The following is a 21,430-nucleotide window of genomic DNA, read 5'->3' as shown; positions in this document are numbered from 1 at the left end:
GGCGGAGACCTTTCGGCGGCTGGAGAAACAGGTCACTTCCGGTTCCGGTGGACGATCTCCCTGTCGCCCTTGCCCGGATACGCCATGATCAGCAGCCGCTGCCCGCCCTGTGCCTCGCCCCTCCAGGGGAACCAGGCGTAGTGCACGCGGATGCGGTAGTGCCCCTTGCGCCCGTCGAGAGCGAGGTTGGGCAGCTCGGTGCCGCTGAGGTTGTCGTAGAGCACGATCTGGCCGCCCGGGCTGTAGTAGCCGACCTCGACCACCTTGTCCCAGCCCTTGGTCTCGACGGGCGGCCGGCGGGTGTAGGTCTCCAGGGTGACGCAGAGGTCGAAGTCGGAGTGGGTCATGACGGCCAGGATGCCGCGCGCGGAGGAGACCAGCCCGTTGCCGGGGTCCAAGTCCGGCTCGGTCTCCTCCTCGCCTTCCCCCTCGTACGTCTGCAGCACCCCGTAGTCGGTCCACTGCGGCTCCTTCATCCGGATGGCCCGGGCCGGCCTGGTGCGCGGGCGGTGGCGCGGCGTGGCGTCGCACATGGCTTGGGAGTCGGCCCGCATCGCCGCGATCTCCTGGTCCTGTTCGGCCTTCGCGGCCTGGACGATGGTGGTGGCGCTGGGACAGATGCCGGCCAGAGGATAGGTGAGGGAATCGCGGTCGACCTTCAACCGGGCCAGCTCCCGTGGGTCGTCGCGGGTGTGGACGCCGCACAGGTGGCGCCCATAGGCGAGCACGACCTGGTCGGGCGTGGTGTCGGGGAACGCGTGCAGGCTCCGTGCGCCGCGGTCGCCGCGCAGGGAGCACACGAACTTCTGCTCGGCCGTCAGCTCGCGCGGCTCGGCCTCGCCCGTGTCGATCTCCCACGGCTCGGGCAGTTCGCAGTCCGTGACGGGGCCGCGGGCCATGTCCGCCGCGGGCAGCAGGCACAGGACCACGGCCGAGGCGAGCCCCGCCAGGAGGACGTGGTGGCGGACGCGGTGATCGGGCGGGGCGGCGTACAGAAGGAGCAGGATGAGGCCGGAGGCGGTGAGCGCGAGGGCGTACCAGAGCGGGGAGATGCCGGGAGACAGGAGCTTGGTGCCGTCGTAGGGGATGACGGCGCCCCGCTCGACGAAGAGGCTTTCCGGGTAGAGCCACAGCTCCCCGAAGAAGGTGGAGTGCTCCGAAGTGAGCGCGCTCACGGCGCCGATCCCGCCCATCAGGAACAGGCTCAGCGTCGTGGCGCGCAATGACGTGAGCGTCCGCCGCCGCACGGCCACCAGGATCAGCACCGCCGGCGCGCCGACGCCGACGAGGAGGTCGAGCGCGAACCAGTACGCGGTGGCCTCCGAGCCGGTGTACTCGCGTACCGCGTCGCCCAGCACGTTCTTCGGTCCGAGCCAGAACGGCACCCCCCGCGCGAGGTTGACGGCCGCGGGGACCAGCGGGAGCACGATCGCCAGGGTCGGCAGCGGCCACCACCTGGCGCGCACCCGCACGGGCTGCGTCTGGGGCGCGGGAGGCTGGAGCGTGCCCAGGTCGTGTGCGGACCTCGCCCACCAGACCAGCGAGAAGACCGAAACCGCGCCCAGGAGCGAGGGCATCAGCAGCTTCCACGCCACCTCGTCCGCGCCACCGAACGCCACGATCGTGACCGAGCCGGACGAGAGGAGGGAGAAGAGGACCGCGATCACGCCGACCCGTACCGTCGCGCCGCTCCAGCGCGGATCCCGCGCCTGCGCCACCAGCAGCGACGCCAGCCACACCGACCACAGGACGTCCAGCGCCCACGTCCAGTCCTGCATGAAGAAGCGGTAGTCGCCCGTCTGGTACGCGATGGTGGTGACGGCGTCATGCATCACGCTGAGCGTGCCGGTCACGAGCATGAGCACCTGCGGCCATCGGCGATCGCTCCCCCGCAGCACGCGGAAGAACAGCCATATCACCACAAGCTCGATCACATCGGCGACCAGCGACATCCACCACAGGTAGGGGATCGGCAGCCGCCAGGTCAGGACGTACACGACCATGGCGTAGAGAGCGACCCGCAGCAGTCGCGCCTCCCGGCCGTGCCGCGCCGGTTCCCCGCGCAACCGCCCGCGCAGCACCTCCCGGTACGCCCACGCCTGCACCACCGCGATCGGCACCAGCAGGGCGGGCAGCCACGGCCACGCCCGGATCTCGTCCGCCGAGTGTCCGCCCGGGTCCGCGACGACTCTCCACAGAGGGACGAGGTCGCCGGTGACCAGTCCGACGACGGCGAGGACGATCACGACGGCCAGGTAGAGGGCCGCGAATCCGGCGGCGAGCCGGCCGAAACGATGGCGGCGCATGAGGCACTCCGGGACGGGGGTGAGGAGGAAAGCGCCCAACCCTACTGATCCCCGCCCAAGTGGATCAAGCACCTCATCCATGCCAGGATTGCGAGAGTGGAGATGACCGATGTCACGCGCGCGATCTCGGCTGCGATCGCGGTCGCCGACTCGCTCGACCTGCCGGCCGACGACGCGATCGTTGTCCACAACTCGAACAAGCTGGCACTTCGGCTGACGCCATGCGACGTCTTCGCCCGGGTCGCCCCGGTGGGCCAGGAGGTCGCACAGTTCGAGGTCCAGCTCGCTCAGCGGCTCGCCGAGGCCGGATGCCCGGTGTGCCCCATGGAGCCTCGGGCGGACCCGCGTGTGTACACGCGCGATGGCTTCGCCGTGACACTGTGGACCTACTACGAGCCCGTGACACCTCACACCTCACCGGTCGACTACGCCACGGCGCTGGAGCAGCTGCACGCCGGCATGCGCAAGGTCGATGTGCCGGGCCCGAGGTTCACGGACCGGATCACGGAGGCGGAGGAGATCGTCGCCGACCCGGATCGCTCGCCGGAGCTCGCCGACGCGGACCGCGGGTTCCTCAGCGGCAGGCTGGCAGGCCTGCGCCGGGCGATCGACGACCGCGGCGCCGTGGAGCAGCTGCTCCACGGCGAGCCACATCCGGGCAATGTGCTCAGCACGAAGAACGGCCCTTTGTTCATCGACCTTGAGACGTGCTGCCGCGGACCCGTCGAGTTCGATCTCGCCCATGTTCCCGAGGCGGTCTGCGAGCACTACCCGAGCCTTGACCAAGGGCTTCTGGACGAGTGCCGGCAGCTGGTCATCGCGATGGTCGCCGCGTGGCGTTGGGAACTCGGCGACCAGTTTCCGAACGGGAGGCGATTCGGGGAGGAGTTGCTGCGCCTGCTGCGCGAGGGTCCTCCGTGGCCGACACTCGACACAGTGACCAGGCGACTGGACGGTCAGGGCGACGCGCCGGCGCTCCGAGATTCTCTGCACGGCGCAAGCTGAGGCCGGTGGGCCGGCTCCGGCCCGAGACCGGACGTCGCACCGGTGGCCAGGATCGTCCTCATGCCTTCAGCTTCCCTCCGCCGTCGACGGTGAGGACTGTCCCCGTGGTGAAGGCGTTGCCGACCACGAACGCGATCGCGGAGGCGATGTCGGCCGGCTCGGCCACGCGGTTGAGGGGTGAGGCGGCGGCGAAGCCCTTCATGGCCTCGGCCCTGACCGCCTCGTCCAGCCAGCTCCACCACTCGGTGTCCACCACCCCCGGCGAGACCGCGTTCACCCTGACCGGCGCCAGTTCCACGGCCAGGCCGGGGACGATGGCCTCGATCGCACCGTTGATCGCGGCCAGCCCGCTGGACCCGGGGAAGGCCGCGCCCGCCGAGGCGGCGGCGATGAAGGTGATCGAGCCGCGCTCCGACAATGCCGTCGCCGCCGCCTTCGCGGTCAGGAAGTGCGGGATCAGCTTGTCTTCAACGGCCTGGCGCAGCGCGTCCGCGGTGATCGCGGAGAGCGGCCCGGCGGCCTGGCCGCGCCCGCTGACATTGATCACCACGTTGTCAACCGGGCCGATCCGGTCGAAGAAGTCGCGGGTGGCCTGCTCGTCCCTGGCATCCACGACGTAACCCGTGCCATCGGTCTCCTTGGCCGCCTGCTCCACCCGCTCGGGAGTGCGCCCGGTGACGATCACTTCATGGCCCTGCTCGCTCAGCAGCTTCGCGGTGGCCAGGCCCACGCCGGTGGTTCCGCCAATGATCACAGTACGCATTGTTCAGACCTTCTTTCGAGTCACCTTGCCTCGAAATCATAAATCGAGACATTGTGTCTTGTAAAGTGGGGGCCATGGCAGGCAGACCGAGAAGCGAGGCGTCCAGGCGCGCGATCCTGCGCGCGGCCCTGGATCTGTGTGAGCGCGACGGCTATCAGAACGTCACGCTGAAGGGCATCGCGCAGGCCGCGGGCACCGGCAGACAGACCGTCTACCGCTGGTGGCCGACCAAGGCGGAGGTGATGCTCGAAGCGCTGACCGCGTTCGTCGAGGCGCCCACAGGCAGCGAGGACCTGCGCACGTTCCTCCTGGAGACCTTCCGGCTGAGCGGTGGCGCGGTGGGCGGCGTGGTCGTGGGCCTGATGGCCGACGCGCAGAGCGACGAGGCGTTCGCCGTGCACATGCGCGGGTTCATAGACTCCCGCCGGCAGGCGCTGCGTGCCGTGCTCGTCAGGACGCTGTCGGCGGACGTGGATCTGGAGCTGGCGGTCGACATGGTGTTCGGCGCGATGTGGTACCGGTTGATGAACCGCCACGCGCCTGTCGACGAGTCACTCGCCGATGAGGTCACCACGATGCTTGCCCGGCTGTCGTCGTAGCGCACGTCCGACGTCCGACTCGGGCGTTCCCGAAGAAGGGCGGCCTCGGGGCGTGCCCTGTTCGCTCAGGACGCCCGAGGCGCGTCTCTCGTGATCAGGAGGCGTCCGCCAGTGCTCCGATCGCGGCCACGGTGTGGCCGCCCGCGGCCTTGCACGTCCACAGCGCCGCCCCACCCGCCCGCTCCGGATGCAACCCGAAGGAGTGCGCCGGGCAGGTCGGCCAGATCTCGCCCTCCTGCTCGGCGATCACCCCCTGCGCGAGATCGGCGATCAGCACGAGGGTGGCGACCGGCTCGTACGCTTCGTCCTCACGCAGCCCGTCGCTGGAGTACTGCCCCTTGTACTCGACGCGCAGGTGGCCCAGGTCGTCCCACTCCGGGGAGTCGAAACCGAGCCGCCCGGGGACACCGGTCGCCTCCATGTCGCGCCGAACGGCGAGCACCGCGCCGTCCAGCACCTTGTTGGTGGTCATATCCCCCATCCTTCCGCACTTCCACCTCTGTTGAGGGCGGACGGCTACTTTTCGGGTTCGGCTTGACAATGTTCCGAAATGGCCATCTACAAAACTCACACATTTGCTCTGAATTTCAGAGCAGCGATCCCCATAAAAGTCAACAACACTTTTCGTTTGGCCTCTCCCCGTAATGCGTGATATCAAAATTGGCGTCAATCCCTGCCATTCCCGGAAGGACCACGCCATGAACGAGCCGTCGCCCCACGCCGCCTGGCAGGTCGATCGCCGCTGCACCAACTGCGACACCGCCCGGCAGCTGGCCCCGGAACTCCTCGCCGAGGTCGGCGGACGTTCCTCGGTCGTCCGCCAGCCGCGCACAGAGGCGGAGGAAAAGGCGATGTACGCCGCGGCGTTCGCCTGCCACACCCGATCGATCCGGCGCGGCACCCGCGGGCCGGACCCCGCGCTCGATCCTTTTCCGCTGCCGCTCGCCGAGCACGTGCACCTGTGCGGGCACAATTCGCCGCACACCGCCGGCGCGAACGCCTATTTGCTGCGCCGTCCGGCCGGGAACCTGATGATGATCGACACGCCGCGCTGGAGCAGCACCCTGGCCGCCAAATACGCCGCGCTCGGCCCGATCAGCGACGTGCTGCTCACCCATCGCGACCACGCCGCGCACGGCCGCCAGTACGCCGACCGTTTCGGCGCCCGTCTGTGGATCCATGAGGGAGACCTGTCCGCCGCCCCGGACGCCGACCGCGTTCTCCGGGGCGACGAGCCGGTCGAGATCGCCGACGGCGTGACGGCCCACCCGCTGCCCGGACACACCGAGGGCAGCGCGCTGTACGTCGCCGACGAGACGTACTGCTTCAGCGGCGACAGTTTCTACTGGTCCCGGACCCTCGGCGACCTCGCCGTCGCCGAGTCGGTCACCTGGTACTCCATCACCGAACTGGCCGCGTCGCTGGCCCGTACGGCGCCGCGGATCCGCTTCGAGTGGCTGCTGCCCGGCCACGGCGACCGCAGGCGGCTGCCCGCCGGGGAGTTCGCCCGCCGGATGCGTGACCTGGCCGTCCGTACGGCGGCACTCGCGCCCCGGCCGATCGACTTCTCCGCGCTGCCCTGGTAGGCCGGACACGCCGTTTTTCTGGTTCGTGGTGAGATGACAGCCATGGATGTGATTCTTCGTAAGGCGTCGGAGTCATTGGGCGTGCCGCTCTCGGAGGCGGTCGATCTGGGGGGTTCTTCGCGGTCCACGGTGATCCGGTGCCGTACGGGTGACGGGCGGAACGTGGTGATCAAGGCGTACAAACCGGACGCCTTTCGGTCTTTCACCGCGGAGGCCGCCGGGCTGGCGCTCGGCGCGGGCTCGGGCCCGAGGTTGCTCGCGGTGGACACCGAGTACCCGCTGCTCGTCATGGAGGACCTCGGCGAGGCGCCGAGCCTGGCCGACGCGCTGCTCGGGGAGAGCCCCGAAACCGCCCGCGCGGCCCTGCTCGCCTGGGCGATCGCCTACGGCCGGCTCGCCGCCGAGACCACCGGGCGCGAGGACGAGCTCGCCGCGCTGCGCGCCCGCTACGACCGGGGAGAGCAGCAGTGGGGCGAGGACCCCGAGCTCCGCGCGGCGGCCGAGGCGCTGCCCGGCGTGCTCGACGCGCTCGGCGTGACCACCCCGCCCGGTCTGGCCGCGGAGTTGGCACCGATCGCCGATCTGGACAAGGGCCCCTACCCGGTCTACTCCCCCGGCGACATCTGCCCGGACAACAACCTCATCTTCCCGGACGGCATGCGTCTGCTGGACTTCGAGGGCGCCGGCTTCCACTCCGTGTTCCTCGACGCCGTCTACACCCGCATGCCGTTCTCCACCTGCTGGTGCGTCTTCCGGCTGCCCCCGGCGATCCAGGAGGAGATCGAGTCCGCGTACCGGTCCGAGGTGGCGAAGGGCCACCCCGACCTGCTCGACGACGAGGTGTGGCGGGCGGGCATGCGGCTGGGCACGATCGCGCTCACGGTGCAGATGACGACGCTGGTGCCGCGCGTGCTGACCGGGGACCGGCCGCTGCATCCCACGCGGCGGGCTCCGAGCATGCGTCAGCTGTTGCGCCACCGCTGGCAGGCCCTCCTGGCCGACCTCCCGCCCGGCTCCGCCGTCGCGGAGGCCATGCGCGGCCTGCTCGCCGCGACGGAGAAGTGGGACTGCCCCGCCCTGCCGCCGTATCCGGTGTTCGCCGGCTGACCGGTCGGCAGGCGCCGTGGCGTCTTCCGGTCACCGGCCGCTGCCCGTTACGCAGATTTAGTACGGTATGTCGTCTGCGTAACGGAAGTGAAAAAATGCAACGCATGATGCTCAGTGACGAGAGGCGCGCTGCTTGAACGACGAGTTCCGGCTGACCATCGAAGGGTTGGCCAAGGAGTACAACCGGCAGGCCGGAGAGCTGCGCGCGGCCTACGGCAGGCTCTCCGAGCTGACGGGGACCGCCGAGTCCGCAGACCGCCTGGTCCGCGTGACGGTGGGCCCGCGCGGTCAGGTGCAGGAGATCGAACTCGACCCCCGGGTGTACCGCAAGCTCGCGCCGTCGCAACTCTCCCGCGAGATCATGCAGCAGATCGGCGCCGCCACGGAACAGGTCGCCGAGCGGACGAAGGAGCTCATGGCGCCGTTCATGCCGGAGGGGCTGCCTCTGGAGGAGGTCCTGGGCGAGGGGGCGAGCATCGACGCGTTCCTGCCCCGGCCGGTGGAGCTGCCGGCCGAGGACGGGGACGTGCGTGGGTGACACCCGCGCCGGCGGCTACCTGGCCGTCTTCAGCGGCCTGCGGTCACGTTCCGCGCAGTTGGACGACAGCGTCGAGCACGCGTGGGAGCTGAAGGACCGGCTGTCCGCCGTCTTCGCCCGCGAGGGCAACCCGCTCGGCGACGACCAGTACGGCGCGGAGCTGGAGAAGAACCAGTGGATCATCGAGAACGGCATCCTCGTGGCCTTCGACGAGTACATCGCCGAACTGGAGGACCTGCGCGACGGATTACGGGCCAGCGCGACCAACTACCAGGCCGCCGAGGGCTACGGGGATCCCGGGTACGCCACCGGTGACGGCCCGGCCTACCCGCGGGGCGGGTGAGCCGCCGTGGGATTCGACGGTTTCCTCGTGCCCGACTGGGCCAAACCGTTCGTCGGCTACGCCGTCGGCATGGACTGGCCCGAGGGTGACGAGGACGGCTGTTTCCGGCTCGCCGACGCGTGCGCGGCCACCGCGCAGGACGTCCTGGACGGCTGGGGCCTGGCGGACTTCACCCGGCTCGGCGACGACTGGGACGGCGACGCGCTGAAGGAGTTCGTCACGCGGGTCCGGTCGGTGTCGGACCCGGCGCTGGTCAAGCTGATCGAGCAGCTCGTCTCGGCCGCGCTCCGGTACAACGATCTCGGCGTCCAGGTCCAGTACACCAAGCGGATGATCGAGGTCTCGGTCTGGTTCCTGATCTTCCAGATCATGTGGTTGCTGGCCGCCACCGCAGGCCCCTGGGGACCGGCGGCCGCGGCCATGGTCGGCGCCCGGGTGCAGCTGACCCGGCTGGCCATCGCCCAGCTCGCCAAGCGGCTGCTGATCAACATCGCCCTGTTCGGCGGCCTGATGGGCGGCATGGACCTCGCGGTGCAGGCGTCCCAGTCCCGGCGCGACCATCTCGACTGGGAACAGATCATGGCGTCGGCCGGCACGGGCGCACTCCTGGGCGCCTTTCTGACGGGCTTCACCGGGATCGTGCCCGCCCGGTCCATGTGGGGGCTGATGGGCCGGTCCGGCCTGGCGAGCAGCGCCGCCGACCTGACCACGCAGCTCAGCAGCGGGCAGCCGCTCGACCTGGACAGGCTGTTGAAGAGCTTCACCTCGGGCGTGCTGGGCGGCGCGGACGCCCACTGGGCGAGCTGGAGCCCGTTCGCGCAGGGCAAGCCGGGCCCGGGGCCGGTCGGGCATCCGCTCCCGGAGAACTCCGGCCCGCGGGTCCACGGAAGAGGGGACGGTGACGGCACCACGCTCGCCGACGCCGGGCCCAGGCAGGACGTGTCGTTCAGGAGCGAAGCCGGCGTCGACGCCCTGATCAACGGCTCCCGGAGCATGGAGCGGCCCGGTTCCTCCCACGCGGGCGACACCACGCTGTCCGGCCACAGCCCGTTCCAGCTCCTGGAGTACTCCGGCCGGCCCGGCGACGGTTACGTGAACGGGAACCTGTGGGGCAGGTACGGCGCGGCAGGCGTCCTGATCAGGGGCATGGACGAGCAGGGGCAGCCGCGGTACCTGCTCATGCAGCAGAGCCGGCACGTCTCCAACCCCGGCAAGTGGCAACTGCCCGGCGGAGCCCTCGACAGCCTCGAACGTCCCGTGCACGCCGCCGCCCGCGAGCTCAGTGAGGAACTGGGCGTCGGCCAGCGCTACCTCGACCGGCTGAAGCTCAGGGGCGGGCACGCGACGGAGGTCGGCGGCACCGGCTGGAGGTACACCAACCTGGCCGCCGACGGCCCGATGTTCACCCCGAGGCTCGACTCGTTCGAGGCCAGTGGCGCCAAGTGGTTCACGCTCAAGGAGCTCGCCGCGATGGCGAACCAGGGCGACCTGCACCCGGCCCTGGCCAGAGCCCTCCCCGACCTGCTGGCCCGCTTCCACGACGACGGGGGCGCGCCCCCCGCCGCGCACACCGGGCCGGGGTCGGGGCATCCGGGCCTGGGGCAGACCATCCGCCGATCCGGGTCGGACCTGTACTACACCGCGCCCGCCCCGCACGTCCCGCTGGACGCGCCCTTCGGCAGCCGATTCGTCAGCCCCACGTTCGGGGACGTGGTCTGGACGGGAGTCCGCGACGGCATGTCGCCGGCCGAGCTGGACGCGGCCCGGCGCTTCGCCTCGGGCAGGCACAGCTTGATCAACCGGTTCCTGCGCATGGGCGACGACGCCTTCCAGCACTTCGCCGAACACGAGATCCCGGCGGAGCGGGCGCGGACCATCGAGCAGATCGAGATGCTGACCTCGCTCGTGCAACGTCAGCCGGTCCCCGAGACGATCGACGTGAACCGGATGCTGACCTTCCATCCGGACCTGTTCAGCGTGCCCATCGAGGAACTCGTCGGAACCGTGCAACGCGAGCCGGGATTCCTCTCGACCAGCCTCGGCGACGAGGCGAGGTACCTGGGGGACGTGCACCTGCACCTGCGGGTTCCCGAGGGCACCCCGGCCTTCTTCCTGAAGCTGGTCAGCAAGCTCCCGGACGAGGAGGAACTGCTGCTGGGCCCCGGCCTGCCGTGGTTCGGGGAGGACGTACGGCTGCGTCGCGGCGAATGGCACATCTACGCCCGGGTGCTGACGCCGGAGGAGACCGGCCGCTGATGGAGGAGACGACCTCTTGTCACTGAAGGACCAGCCCGTCTTCCGGACCGTCCGGGCGCCGGACTCCTATCCGCGCACGACGTCCGCCGCGGTCCGCTACGTCCCGATCCTCAAGGACGGGGTCGTCATCGGCTACCTGTGGGCCGCGACCACGGACGACGCGGCCCGGTACGTGCCGCGCGGGCAGGCCGGTGACGCCGCCTTCGACGCCGCCGTCGCCTGGACGCAGCGCCTGCGCTGGGCCAAGGCCAACGGCATGACCCCGCTGCGGGCGCTGCGTCACTGGGCCGGCGAGGCCGAGGACGCGCGTGCGGGCCGGGTCCCGGTGGGGATGCCCTTCGAGCTGGCGTCCTTGGAGGCGCTGGTGGAGCTGGCCGCCGCCGGATGACGGGTACCACGCGGAGTCCTCACCTGGTCCTCACGCGGACCGGGCGAGGCCCGTCTTCGGGGCCGAGCGTCTACCGCTGTGACATCGGCAGGTCAGCACGTCCGCTGTGCCGGGCCTGCCAGCCGGACCCCGACGCTAGGGACACGCCTTTCTGTACGGCAGCGTGGGTACGATCACCCGCCACTGGGCCGCGCTCAGCCCGCCCGCCTTCGCGCACACCGCAGCCGCCGACGCCTCCCCGCCCACGGCGTGCCGCCTGACGACGCCGTTGCCGTCCACGGTCAGCACCGCCGACCCGTCGGCGGTGAACGCCACGTCGAGCGGCTGCCCGATCTCCGGGTCCTGCCCGCCGCCCTCGTCGAGCAGCGCGCCCAGGTCCGTGCCCGACATCACGTCCACGAGCCGCACCCTGCCCCCCACCTGGAGGGTGGCGAGCAGGTCCTCGCGCGGCGAGTAGGCGGCGGGGTCGCCGAACCCGCGCGCGGTGGCGAGCCTGCGGCGCGTGGCCACGTCCCAGACCGTCATCCGGCGCCGCTCGTCGAGCACCACGACCGCCTTGCCGGAGCGGGTGAAATATGCGCGCACCCCCTCGGCGTCCCTGCCGCCGCCGCCGAACGCCGGCCCCGTAGCCTTGCCGCCGGCCGTCTCCAGCAGGTGCAGGCGGTCGCCCGCCACCACCAGCGTCCGCCCGTCGGAGGAGAAGGCCGCGTACTTCGCCGCGCCCGCCTCAGCCGACCACACGCGCCGCCTGGTCTGCCGGTCCCACAGCTCGACCCCGCCCTTCTCGGTGACCACGGCCAGCCTGGTGCCGTCGGGAGAGAAGGCCGCCTGGACGGCCGACGTGCGCAACGTGCCCTGGACGGCGGCCGAGGCGGTGTCCACGATCCGCACCCCGGGCCCGAACGTGGCGACGAAACGGGAGTCCGGGCTGAACACCGCGTACTCCGCCTCCGGCAACGCGCCGATGCTCCTCCCGCCGACGGCCGACAGCTCGCCGTCGCGGACCACGAGCCGCCCGTCGCCGCTCAGCGCCGCCGTGCCCACAACGTGATCGTCGTCCTTGGTGGCCAGGTCGGCCACGTCCACCGAGAAGACCTGGTCGCCCACCAGGTAGCGGAACGTGCTTCCGTCGAAGGCGCCCTGCGCTGTCTCCTGGTCCCCCCGTACCTGGACCGTGGTGAGCAGATGCGTGTCCGACCTGCGCCAGAACTGGATGGATCGCGAGGCCACCGTCGCGACGAGGCCGGGGCCGAACACGGCCGCGCCGCCGTTCCACCTGCCCTGGGTGCCGGCGCCGTCCGTGTCGCCGATGAAGTCCTTCGCCCCGGTCCGCAGGTTGGTCAGCTCCAGCAGCCGACCGCGCCGTGCGGCCCGCCAGACCCCGTCCCGGCTGAACGTGCCCGCGGGGGCGGGCCCGAGCGCCTTGGCCGCGCCGGTTCGCAGGTCCCAGCGGGTACGCCGGTCAGCCTCCTGGAGCAGGACGGAATCGTCCCGCTCGAACGTCACGTCGACCCACTCGTTCGTGAAGTCCTTGGCAGTGGGGAAGGCGTGGTCGCTGATCGGCCTGCCGCTGACGAGGTCCACCGCGGTGGCGCGCCTGGCCGTCACGGTCACCAGCACCTTGCCCGACGGGCTCAGCGTCACGCTGTCCAGCGGCTCGGCCGGCCGGATGCCGAGCGTCCGCAGGCGCCGGCCGTTGCGCACGTCCCACACGCGCGTGGCGGTGGAATCGGCGCTGATCAGCGTGCGGCCGTCGGCGCCGAGCGTGCGTACCGTGTCGCCCGCGGTCGACGGGTCGCGGAACATCGCCGTCTCGCGCTGTGCCAGCGAGGCCACCAGGGCCGCCCTGGTGGCCGGCGTCCGGTCCAGCCGCCAGGCCACCAGGCTCGCCAGCATCGCCAGGTGCGGGTCGCTCCCGCGCGTCGCGGTCGCCACCCCCGCCAGCCTGGCCGCCTCCGACCTGGTCAGCTGCCCGGCGATCTGCTCGGCCCGGTCGTCGGCCACCGCGCTCTGCTGGACGGCCAGCCCGCCGGCCACCAGCGCGATCACCAGCAGCCCGCCCAGGCTCAGCGACGTCAGCCGGGCCCGCCTGGCCCTGCGCCTGGTCAGGACGGCCGCCGCGGACAGGAAATCGCGTTCGACGGGCGACAGGGTGATGTCGCGGCGGGCGGTGGCCGCCCACTCCAACGCGTTCTCCAGGCTGCTGCCCTGGAACAGGTCGCCGTCCCGGCGTCCCGCCGTCTCCCAGCGTCGCGCCGCGGCGAGGATCTGCCGGTGTACGGCCAGGCCGTCGCGGTTGGTCTCGATCCACCGGCGGTAACGCGGCCAAGCCTGGGGCAGCGCCGGCCTGGCCAGCCGTACGCCGCCGTCCTGCCTGGCCAGGAGGTAGCCGAACACGGCGAGGATCCTCCGCACGGCGGCCACCTCGTGCGGCCCCCGCCCCTCGACGAGCTCGGCCAGCTCGGCGTGCCGGGCCGACAGCTCGCCCGCCTCGTCCACGGTCACCAGCCGCAGGAACACCTCGGGGACCAGCTCGCGCTCGGCCGGATCGAGCATCGTGTACGCCTGCTCGGCCAGCGTGCCGAGCGCGGGATCGTGCCCCTGCGCGCCGATCCCGGCGGCCCGGTGGCCGCCCTGGGCGAGCAGGCGGGCGGTGTCGAGGTCGCCGTCGCCGCTGACCAGCGCCAGCAGCAGCTCGCGGGCGGTCGGCCGCTGGGCCGGCTCTTTGGACAGTGCCGAGGAGACCAGCCGGCGCAGCGTCCCGGGCAGCGCGGACAGGTCGGGGGTGGCGGACAACACCTGGTGCATGACGCTTCCCAGGTTCTCGGCGTGGAACGGATCACGGCCGGTGGCGGCGAAGACGATGACGGCTCCCCAGGCGAACACGTCCGCCGAGGCGTCCGCCCGCTGGCCGATGAACACCTCGGGGGCCATGTAGGTGGGCGTGCCGCTCACCACGCCGGTCGCGGTGAGCGACATCTCGGCGGTCCTGGCGATACCGAAGTCGATCACGCGGGGACCGTCCGGGCCCAGCAGCACGTTGTCGGGCTTGAGGTCGCGGTGGATCACCCCGGCGTCGTGGATGGCGGTCAGCGCCGTCGCGATGGCGGTGGCCAGGCGGTGCAGGTCGTCGCCCGCGAAGGTCCTGCCCGCCGTGCGCAGGCTCGGGCCTTCCACGTACTCGCTGACGATGTAGGGGCGCGGGCCCTCCAGCTTGGCCTCGATGATCGGCGCGGTGCAGAACGAGGCCACCCGCTGGGCGGCCGCCGCCTCCCGGCCGAGCTGGGCCACCTGATCACCGTGCAGCACCTTGATCGCCACCCGGCGGCCGTCCTCGGCGTAGGCCTCGTACACCACGCCCTGGCCGCCGGCGCCGAGCCGCCCGGCCAGCCAGTAACGACCGAGCCGCTGAGGGTCTCCTTCGATCAACACGCTGGGTTTGATGCGCTCATCACGGACGAAGTTCCGCCCAAAATACCTATTTGCGGAGCACCGGCTTGCCGGCTCTCTCTTGAAGGACGTCTTTCCGAGGGAGTCGGCCCCTTCCTGGGAAGCACGCCGGCCATGTCCAGGCTGGGAATCCTCTGGTCCTGCCTGAGAACCAACCCACGAACCTGATCATCACACCACGCATGAGGTCATTTCAACGCGCGAGCGCGTGGCTTGCCGCGTACGTCATGGGCCTGCCCGCGCTGGGCTTGGTCGCGCTGATCCTCGCGTTACGGGGGCGGTCGTGGTGGTATGTCGCAGTGCCCTACCTGGGGCTGTTCATGCTGGCCTACCTCATAGGCCTGATCCTGCTCGCCCTGCTGCACTTCCGGCCGGACTGGCTGCGCGCGCTGGTGGCGGCTGTGGTCGTGTATGCGATCGCCTCGGTCACGCCGTTGACCGACACGATGACCCATTACCCGTACCACGTGGTCAGATGCGGCGGCCTGCCTGTCATCGGCGACGGCTTCGGCATGAGCTACAACGTCCCCGGCGATGAGTACTACTCGGTGACACCGTTCGACCACAGGTTCTACTGCAAGGAGAAGGAGGCCGAAGCCGCCGGCTACCATCACTTCGTCTGACCCGGATCCGGCCCGGCGATGTCCGGGGAACGGCCGGCTGGGATGACCCTCATTGTCGGAGGCTCCCAACCCCTGGCTCCCTGGAAGCGCGGGCCATGTCGAGAGCCAGATGCGAGCGGCGCAGGCGGCCGGTCCTCACCAAGTGGCCCAGGTCAGCGCGAGTGTCATGCATGAGCTGCAGATGGAAGTAGTTCACGTGCTCAAGCAGCGCGAACACCACCAGCGCCGCCCCCGGCCAGACCTGCGCGCCGGAACCGCCCATGACCAGGCCGGCACCCACCACGACGGCCCCCGCCACCAGCAGGCAGACATTGATCCGAGAAATCATGCGATACATCGCCATCCCTGCCGGAACGGGTGCTCGCGAAGAGAGCTGGGTGAACTTCAACCACCAGTACACACCGCCCTCAGCCAGGACGACCAGGACCAGCACAAGCCCTGCCGAGTTGGCTACGGTCAGGGGCATGCCCAGCAAACCGGTCAGCACCCCGGCGATCAGCGGAATGTTGACGAACTCCAGAACTGCCAGAGTCCTCGTTCGGCGAAGCAGGGACGCGCGGGGAGACAGCACGAAGGCCATTCTCTCCGACTTGCGCTGAGCACCGGGTCCAGGCCTCCCGGGCAGCGCGAATCCGCAGCACTTGGCAGACAGGCATGCAGCGATCCGCCCAAGTTCGCCAGACCGGGCCGGCGAGGAGGGAGATCAAGGTCAACGACTGAGCAGGTAGCGCCGGGGCGTGGTGCCGACCGTACGGCGGAAGGCCGCCAGGAACGCGCTCGCCGTGGCGTATCCGACGTCGTGCGCCACCCGGGACACCGGCTGCCCCTCGGCCAGCAGCGGCAGGGCGGCGCGTAGCCGTACCTGCGTGCGCCATTGGTCGAAGCTCATGCCCGTGTCGCGCGCAAACAGCCGCGTCAACGTCCGCCTGCTGACGCCGGCCGCACGGGCGTGAGCCTCCAGGCTGCGCGGGTCGGCCGGGTGCGCCAGCAGGGCGGCCGCCACCACCTGGACGCGCTCGTCGGTGGGCTGCGGCACGTCGATGGGCCGGGTGGGCAGCGGGCGCAGCAGGTCGGGCAGCACCGCCTCGGCGCGCAGCCGCGCGTCGTCGGGGAGATCGGTGCGGGCCAGGTACCCGATCAGTTCGGCGAGCAAGCCGTCGACGCCGACCGCCGTCGGCTCGGGCCAGTCCAGCGGGCAGCGCTCCGGCGCCAGGTACAGGCTGCACAACACCGCGTCGCGGGTCGCACCGGTGGCATGGGTGACACCCGCGGGCAGCCACAGCGCCCTGGTGGGAGGCAGGACCCAGTACACCTCGCCCACGCCGACGCTCAGGACGCCGCGCCGGGTCCAGGCGAGCTGGTGGTGGGTGTGGCTGTGCGGGGGGATCCATTCCCCCGAGGCGAGCGGGAAGTGGCCGACGATGATCGCGCTCATGTCCTCCATGCGACATAGTCTGGCCTCATCGCGGATTGTGGCCAAATGTGGCGGGTCATAGCGTCGTCGGGTGCCGATGATTGTGTTGTGTCTTGTTCAGTTCATGCTCGTGCTCGATGACACCGTCGTGAACGTGGCCCTGCCCAGCATCCGCGATGAGCTGGGCTTCAGCGCGTCCGGCTTGCCCTGGGTCGTCAATGCCTACTTCCTGGCCTTCGGCGGGCTGCTGCTGCTGTGCGGCCGGCTGGCTGATCTGCTCGGCCGTCGCCGCGTCTTCCTCATCGGGGTGGCGCTGTTCGGGGTGGCCAGCCTGGCCTGCGGGCTCGCGCAGGAACCGGGGCAGCTCGTGATCGGACGGTTCGTGCAGGGCGGCGGTGCTGCGATGGCCGGCCCGGCGGCGATGTCGATGATCACGTTGCTGTATCCGGGGCCGGCGGAGCGAACCAAGGCTCTGGGCATCTGGGGCGGTATCGCGGCCCTGGGCGGGACCTCGGGCCTGGTGCTGTCCGGGGCGCTGACCGATCTGGTGTCCTGGCGCGGGATCTTCCTGATCAACCTGCCCGTCGTCGCCGTGGCCCTGGCGCTGCTCCCCCGGCTGGTCCCCGAGTCCCGCGCGCCCGGCCGGCGCCGCCTCGACGTTCCCGGCGCGGTCCTGGTCACCGGCGCCGCGGTGTCGCTGGTGTACGGGCTGCTGCGGGCCGGAGAGACCGGATGGAGCGACCCGATCGCCATCGGCGCCGTCGTGCTGTCCGCTGCCTTGGGGGCGGCGTTCCTGGTGGCCGAGTCGCGGGCGGCGGCACCGCTGGTGCCCGCATCGTTCCTGGCCTCGCGGACGCGGGCGGTCGCGGGCGGCGCGACCCTGCTGTTCTCGATGGCGATGTACGCGATGTCGTTCCTGCTGATGATCCAGGTGCAGACCGTTCTGGGCTACAGCCCGCTCCTGGCCGGCCTCGCCTACCTGCCCTACGGCGCCGGCATCCTGGCGGGCATGTGGCTGTCCTCCCGCGTCTCACTCAGGATCGGGACACGCTGGGCGCTCCTGCTGGCGTTCCTGGTCAACATCGCCGGCCTGCTGCTGCTGTCCGGCGTGGCGGCGGGCGACTCCTACATCGCCCACGTCCTGCCCGGCATGCTCATACTGAGCGTGGGCAACGGGCTGAGCCTGCCCGTCATGGCGGTGGCCGCGGTCGACGGCACCACCGAGGAGGACGCCGGTCTCGGCTCGGCCCTGTTCACCTCCGTCCAGCAGATCGGCGGTGCCATCGGGGTGGCCGCGTTGGCCGTCATGGGCTACTCAGGCGGGCTCATGGCGGGCGCGGTCTGCGTGGCGCTCGGCGCCGTACTCATCGCCGTGCTGCTGCCCTCGCGTGCCGGCGCCCCGCAGCAGCCAGCTGGTACGTCCAAGACGGAACGTTTCGGGGAAACGCGTCCAGCGCTGAACCGGCTTGATCGGCCAAGGTGACCGCGACCAGGCGAGCCTGCAGCGGCGGGATGTTGGATTCCCCTTCGGTCTCCTCCTGCGGCTTGGATTGGGCGGCACGAAGCTGGGCGGCCGGATCCTCGCGGGCGGTGCGCTCCCAACCGCCTTCCTGCTCGGCAGCCTGCCTTGCTACGTTCGAGCGCCCGCGGGCATCCCCCTGGCCCTGCCCGGCGCGGTCCTGCGCGGCGCAGGCCGGCCAGTAGGGTCGGCGTCCATGTACCCGGTAACGTTCTCCTCCCTGAGGCTCACCCTCCGGGAATTCGTCCCGACAGACGTTGACGGGCTTCTGGCCATCTACGGCGACCCGCGGGTCACCGAGCACATGAGCTTCGAGCCCCGGAACCGTGAGCAGGTCGAAGGCGCCATCGCCGGCGTGGTCGAGTCGGCCCGGAACGAACCGCGGACGGACTACTCCCTCGCCGCGGTGCTGCCGGACGGCGGCGAGCTGGTCGCGTACGCGCGCCTCTCGATCGACCTCGGCCATCCGCTCCAGAACAGCGCCCAGATCGGGTTCGCGCTGCGCTCGGACCGGTGGCGGCAGGGGCTGGGCGCCGAAGTCGTACGCCTGCTCCTGCGGCTCGGGTTCGAGCAGCTCGACGTCCACCGCATCTGGGGCGCGCGAAGCCCGGTCAACGAGGCGTCCGGGCGGGTCATGAGCAAGCTGGGGATGGTCGAGGAGGGCGTCATCCGCGGGCACCTGAAACTCGCATCCGGTTGGCGGGACTCCGTCGTGCATTCGATTCTTGCCCCGGAATGGGAGCAGACCAGGCGGGCCGATGGCCGTACGGCAGGCCCTGCGCGTTGAAGGGCTGATCGTGACGACCGAGGGCAGCGGGGTGGCCGGCGGGCCGTACAAGGTGAGGGCCGTTCCAGGCTGCCTGGTCGTTGATGCGCTGGACGTTCTTCCTCAAGTGGCCGGGGCTCGTCTCTGACCGCTCCGCCGCCGGGTCAGGGCAGCCGCGGCGGCGAAGGCCAGGACCGCACACCCGAGCTGGGCAAGGGCCGTGGAGGTGGGCACCGACGGCAGGTCCCCGAGGTCGCCCAGGGCCGCTGCGGGCAGGAACAGCAGCAGCGCCGCCCGCCGACCCACGGTCGACCGGCACGCGTACCCGGCCGCCAGCGCGACCACGATCAGCCACGGCACCGGCTTCCAGCTCGTGCTGAGGTGGCCGGCGATCGCGTCCACCCAGCGCGCGCGCACGACGGCCTTGCTGGCGATGAGCCCCACCAGGGCGAGCGGCCCCCACAACAGGAAGGCGCCCCGGGGGATCAGCCCGACCGCACGGTAGGCCACCGGCATGAAGGCGATGACCAGCGCCATCACCTCGGCCATCAGAAGGGGACCGTGGTTCGGGAGGAACAGCAGGTCCAGATTCAGTTCAGGGCCCGGATGGCCGGCCTGACGCAGCGCGAACGCGACCACGGCGAGCACGGCGAGCACGGCGATCCACCGGCGGCCGAACAGCACGGCCAGCGCGGGCAGGGCCGCGACCAGGGCCGGCTCGGTCAGGAAACGGATCGAGCTTGGTTGCTCCAGAAAGGCCGCGCCATGACGCAGGGACTCGGCCGCCCGCAGCGACACGGTCGCCACCTCGGAGACCAGCATCAGGAACGGCCACAGCGCCACGGCGACGGCCAGCCCGTCGCGCCAGGCGCCCGCCGAGACCGGCCCGAAGGCCCGCCGGGCGTGCACCAGCGCCGCGCCCCGCAGCAGGTCGGCCACGTCAGCCAGGTCCGGGCGGGTCTGTCCGGGCCGTGCCCCTGCCTGCAGCACGCCCAACATCTCCGCTTCGTGCCGCGCCCGGTGGTCGCGGGGATAACAGGCCAGCAGCCGCCGGTAGCGGGATTCGAGCGGGCTCATGCCGCGCCTCCCGAGCCGATCGCGCGCAGGCGTGCGGTGGCAGCCTTGGCGTGCCTGCGCATCCGCTCGGCCTCCGCCGCCAGTCTCGCCGCGCCGTCGCCGGTCAGCCGGTAGTAGCGGCGTACCCGGCCGTCGACGATCTCCTCTCGGTCCTCGGTGATCAGGCCCTCTTCCTGGAGCCGGTCGAAAGCGGCGTACAAGGTGCCGGCGCGCAGGCGAACCTGGCCCTCGGAGATGCGCTCCACGTCGGTGATGACGCCGTACCCGTGTTGTGGACCGGCGGCCAGCGCGGTCAGGATCAGGAAGGTCGGCTCCTGCATCTGCCTCATGTGATCAATATATGCCGGTCATCTGTCTATGGGCGAGCGATCGTCGCAACCGTTCAGGGGGCAGAACGGATCACATGTCGACGTCTCCGTGAAAGGCATGGCCGGCCTGCCGGCCGTGCGGCCGGGCAGAGATCGGTCAGCTTGCGGCCGGCCGCATTGCATCTGCGTACCTGATGGCCAGGGGTGCGATGATGCCTGCGGCGACGAAGAGCAGCGCCAGGACGCCCCAGGTCCAACCGCCCACCAGTTGGAGCATGCCGGTGATCAGGACGGGGCCGAGAACGTAGCGGCTGACCGAGCGACCCATGCCGAACGCCGCCAGGTACTCGCCTCTCTGATCATCCGGAGCGAAGGCGTACGACAATGTCCAGGACGCGGGGACAGCGATCAATTCCGCCGCGGTGAGCATCACCAGCGCAGCACAGAAGAGTGCAAGAGGTATCGACTGGGCCGCGTACCAGAACAACAGACAGGCAGCCGCGGCGAATGCCGCAGCGACGGGCTGACATCGCCGCGCAGCTCTGAGGCTCGTGATGTGGCGTGCAATGAGAGCTTGAAAGGCGAGCGCGAGGACTGTGTTGATGGCGTACAGCACCCCGAGTAAACCGTCCGGCAATGTGGTCGCTTGGGCGAGCCACAGCGGAAAGGCGAGGTTGAGGATCGGTTGCCAGAGCTGCAGTACGCCATCCACACCAGCCAGCGAGAGTAGCCGCAGGTCACGTAGCACGCCCAAGCCTCGCCGGACCGGGGCGGGCTCTTCGGTTCGAACCGGTTGGGGCAGGGTGGCGAAGGCCGCGGTGACCAGCAGATAGGCTGCCGCGTTGGCCAGGATGATGGTCCGGAAGAGACCGGTGCCGGCCAGCAGCCCCCCGAGTGGACCGCCGACACTGATCGCCAGATTGATCACCGTCCGATACGAGGCCAGCACCTTTACCCGGCTGTCTCCTTCGACGATCTCCGCCACGTACGCCTGGGTCAGCGCAGTCGCGATCTGGTCGGCGACCGTGATGATCGTGACGACCACGAGGTACCCCCACCAGTCTCCGACGAAGGCGTAAGCGGCGGTTCCGGCAGCGCGCAGGGCATGCACCAGCACCAGTGCCCGCCGGACACCGTAGCGGTCGGCCGCCCGGCCCAGCGGTATCGCGGCGGCTATGGCCGCGGCCCCCGCGATGCTCATGCCCAGCCCGACCTGGCCCGCGGCGAGCCCGACCACGCCGGTGAAGTAGACGGCCGAGAAGGCCAGGAAGAGCCCTGAGCCAAGGAAGTCCACGAAGCTGGCGCCGAGCAGCCGCCGCACCGCTCGACGCTCGGTGCGACCAGTATCTTGTGTCATAGTCGCACTATTTTGCACTCTAGGG

20 protein-coding genes are annotated in these 21,430 nt (G+C 70.8%); 11 read left to right on the top strand and 9 right to left on the bottom strand.

The window, feature by feature from the left end:
• Positions 1–32: 32 nt before the first annotated feature.
• Positions 33–2,306 (bottom strand): hypothetical protein, encoded by a 2,274-nt coding sequence (locus ACWCSU_RS35295; RefSeq protein ID WP_449940843.1) that lies wholly within the window; start codon positions 2,304–2,306, stop codon positions 33–35.
• A gap of 102 nt (positions 2,307–2,408) precedes the next feature.
• On the opposite strand from ACWCSU_RS35295, the gene ACWCSU_RS35290 reads away from it, so the two are divergent.
• Positions 2,409–3,311, top strand: coding sequence for a phosphotransferase (locus tag ACWCSU_RS35290; protein WP_449941040.1), 903 nt, complete (start codon positions 2,409–2,411; stop codon positions 3,309–3,311).
• A 58-nt stretch (positions 3,312–3,369) separates the two neighbouring features.
• On the opposite strand, the gene ACWCSU_RS35285 is transcribed toward ACWCSU_RS35290, so the two are convergent.
• Complete coding sequence (locus ACWCSU_RS35285; RefSeq protein WP_357701453.1) at positions 3,370–4,065, bottom strand: SDR family oxidoreductase; 696 nt, start codon at positions 4,063–4,065, stop codon at positions 3,370–3,372.
• Between the two features lie 83 nt (positions 4,066–4,148).
• Between ACWCSU_RS35285 and ACWCSU_RS35280 the strand changes: the two genes are divergently transcribed.
• A complete protein-coding gene (locus ACWCSU_RS35280; RefSeq protein WP_397043144.1) occupies positions 4,149–4,673 on the top strand; it encodes a TetR/AcrR family transcriptional regulator in 525 nt (174 codons plus the stop codon).
• A gap of 94 nt (positions 4,674–4,767) precedes the next feature.
• On the opposite strand, the gene ACWCSU_RS35275 is transcribed toward ACWCSU_RS35280, so the two are convergent.
• A complete protein-coding gene (locus tag ACWCSU_RS35275) occupies positions 4,768–5,145 on the bottom strand; it encodes a hypothetical protein (RefSeq protein WP_449940839.1) in 378 nt (125 codons plus the stop codon).
• A 226-nt stretch (positions 5,146–5,371) separates the two neighbouring features.
• On the opposite strand from ACWCSU_RS35275, the gene ACWCSU_RS35270 reads away from it, so the two are divergent.
• The 6 genes from ACWCSU_RS35270 (at position 5,372) to ACWCSU_RS35245 (ending at position 10,891) form a co-directional block, all read left to right on the top strand.
• Entirely contained in the window at positions 5,372–6,259 is an 888-nt protein-coding gene (locus tag ACWCSU_RS35270; RefSeq protein WP_357701448.1) for an MBL fold metallo-hydrolase, read from the top strand.
• A gap of 42 nt (positions 6,260–6,301) precedes the next feature.
• Positions 6,302–7,366: a hypothetical protein gene (locus ACWCSU_RS35265; protein WP_449940836.1), complete on the top strand. Its 1,065-nt coding sequence runs from the start codon at positions 6,302–6,304 to the stop codon at positions 7,364–7,366.
• Positions 7,367–7,499: 133 nt separating this feature from the next.
• Positions 7,500–7,904 (top strand): YbaB/EbfC family nucleoid-associated protein, encoded by a 405-nt coding sequence (locus ACWCSU_RS35260; RefSeq protein WP_397043140.1) that lies wholly within the window; start codon positions 7,500–7,502, stop codon positions 7,902–7,904.
• Complete coding sequence (locus tag ACWCSU_RS35255; protein WP_357701443.1) at positions 7,897–8,247, top strand: hypothetical protein; 351 nt, start codon at positions 7,897–7,899, stop codon at positions 8,245–8,247. Before ACWCSU_RS35260 ends, ACWCSU_RS35255 begins: the two co-directional genes overlap by 8 nt.
• Positions 8,248–8,253: 6 nt before the next feature.
• Entirely contained in the window at positions 8,254–10,503 is a 2,250-nt protein-coding gene (locus tag ACWCSU_RS35250; protein WP_449940833.1) for an NUDIX domain-containing protein, read from the top strand.
• A 16-nt stretch (positions 10,504–10,519) separates the two neighbouring features.
• Positions 10,520–10,891 (top strand): hypothetical protein, encoded by a 372-nt coding sequence (locus ACWCSU_RS35245; protein WP_449940832.1) that lies wholly within the window; start codon positions 10,520–10,522, stop codon positions 10,889–10,891.
• A 135-nt stretch (positions 10,892–11,026) separates the two neighbouring features.
• On the opposite strand, the gene ACWCSU_RS35240 is transcribed toward ACWCSU_RS35245, so the two are convergent.
• Positions 11,027–14,323, bottom strand: coding sequence for a WD40 repeat domain-containing serine/threonine protein kinase (locus tag ACWCSU_RS35240; RefSeq protein ID WP_449940831.1), 3,297 nt, complete (start codon positions 14,321–14,323; stop codon positions 11,027–11,029).
• A gap of 200 nt (positions 14,324–14,523) precedes the next feature.
• Between ACWCSU_RS35240 and ACWCSU_RS35235 the strand changes: the two genes are divergently transcribed.
• Positions 14,524–14,964 (top strand): hypothetical protein, encoded by a 441-nt coding sequence (locus ACWCSU_RS35235; protein WP_449940829.1) that lies wholly within the window; start codon positions 14,524–14,526, stop codon positions 14,962–14,964.
• 49 nt (positions 14,965–15,013) lie between these two features.
• Here ACWCSU_RS35235 and ACWCSU_RS35230 read toward each other — a convergent pair whose 3' ends face one another.
• Complete coding sequence (locus ACWCSU_RS35230) at positions 15,014–15,544, bottom strand: hypothetical protein (RefSeq protein ID WP_449940827.1); 531 nt, start codon at positions 15,542–15,544, stop codon at positions 15,014–15,016.
• A gap of 129 nt (positions 15,545–15,673) precedes the next feature.
• Positions 15,674–16,408 carry a helix-turn-helix transcriptional regulator gene (locus ACWCSU_RS35225; RefSeq protein ID WP_364095001.1) on the bottom strand — a complete coding sequence of 245 codons (735 nt, stop codon included), beginning with the start codon at positions 16,406–16,408 and terminating at the stop codon, positions 15,674–15,676.
• A 67-nt stretch (positions 16,409–16,475) separates the two neighbouring features.
• Between ACWCSU_RS35225 and ACWCSU_RS35220 the strand changes: the two genes are divergently transcribed.
• Positions 16,476–17,861 (top strand): MFS transporter, encoded by a 1,386-nt coding sequence (locus tag ACWCSU_RS35220; RefSeq protein ID WP_449941039.1) that lies wholly within the window; start codon positions 16,476–16,478, stop codon positions 17,859–17,861.
• Positions 17,862–18,093: 232 nt separating this feature from the next.
• Positions 18,094–18,684 (top strand): GNAT family N-acetyltransferase, encoded by a 591-nt coding sequence (locus ACWCSU_RS35215; protein ID WP_449940826.1) that lies wholly within the window; start codon positions 18,094–18,096, stop codon positions 18,682–18,684.
• Positions 18,685–18,786: 102 nt separating this feature from the next.
• Here the strand turns inward: ACWCSU_RS35215 and ACWCSU_RS35210 are convergent, their stop codons facing one another.
• The 3 genes from ACWCSU_RS35210 to ACWCSU_RS35200 all read right to left on the bottom strand — a co-directional run bounded on the left by ACWCSU_RS35210 (position 18,787) and on the right by ACWCSU_RS35200 (position 21,369).
• Entirely contained in the window at positions 18,787–19,740 is a 954-nt protein-coding gene (locus tag ACWCSU_RS35210; protein ID WP_449940823.1) for a hypothetical protein, read from the bottom strand.
• A complete protein-coding gene (locus tag ACWCSU_RS35205) occupies positions 19,737–20,069 on the bottom strand; it encodes a PadR family transcriptional regulator (RefSeq protein ID WP_357701430.1) in 333 nt (110 codons plus the stop codon). Before ACWCSU_RS35205 ends, ACWCSU_RS35210 begins: the two co-directional genes overlap by 4 nt.
• Before the next feature lie 136 nt (positions 20,070–20,205).
• Entirely contained in the window at positions 20,206–21,369 is a 1,164-nt protein-coding gene (locus ACWCSU_RS35200; RefSeq protein WP_449940822.1) for an MFS transporter, read from the bottom strand.
• Between the last annotated feature and the right edge of the window lie 61 nt (positions 21,370–21,430).

It is taken from the genome of Nonomuraea sp. NPDC001699, assembly GCF_053596455.1.
This window is presented reverse-complemented; position numbering and strand designations above follow the sequence as displayed.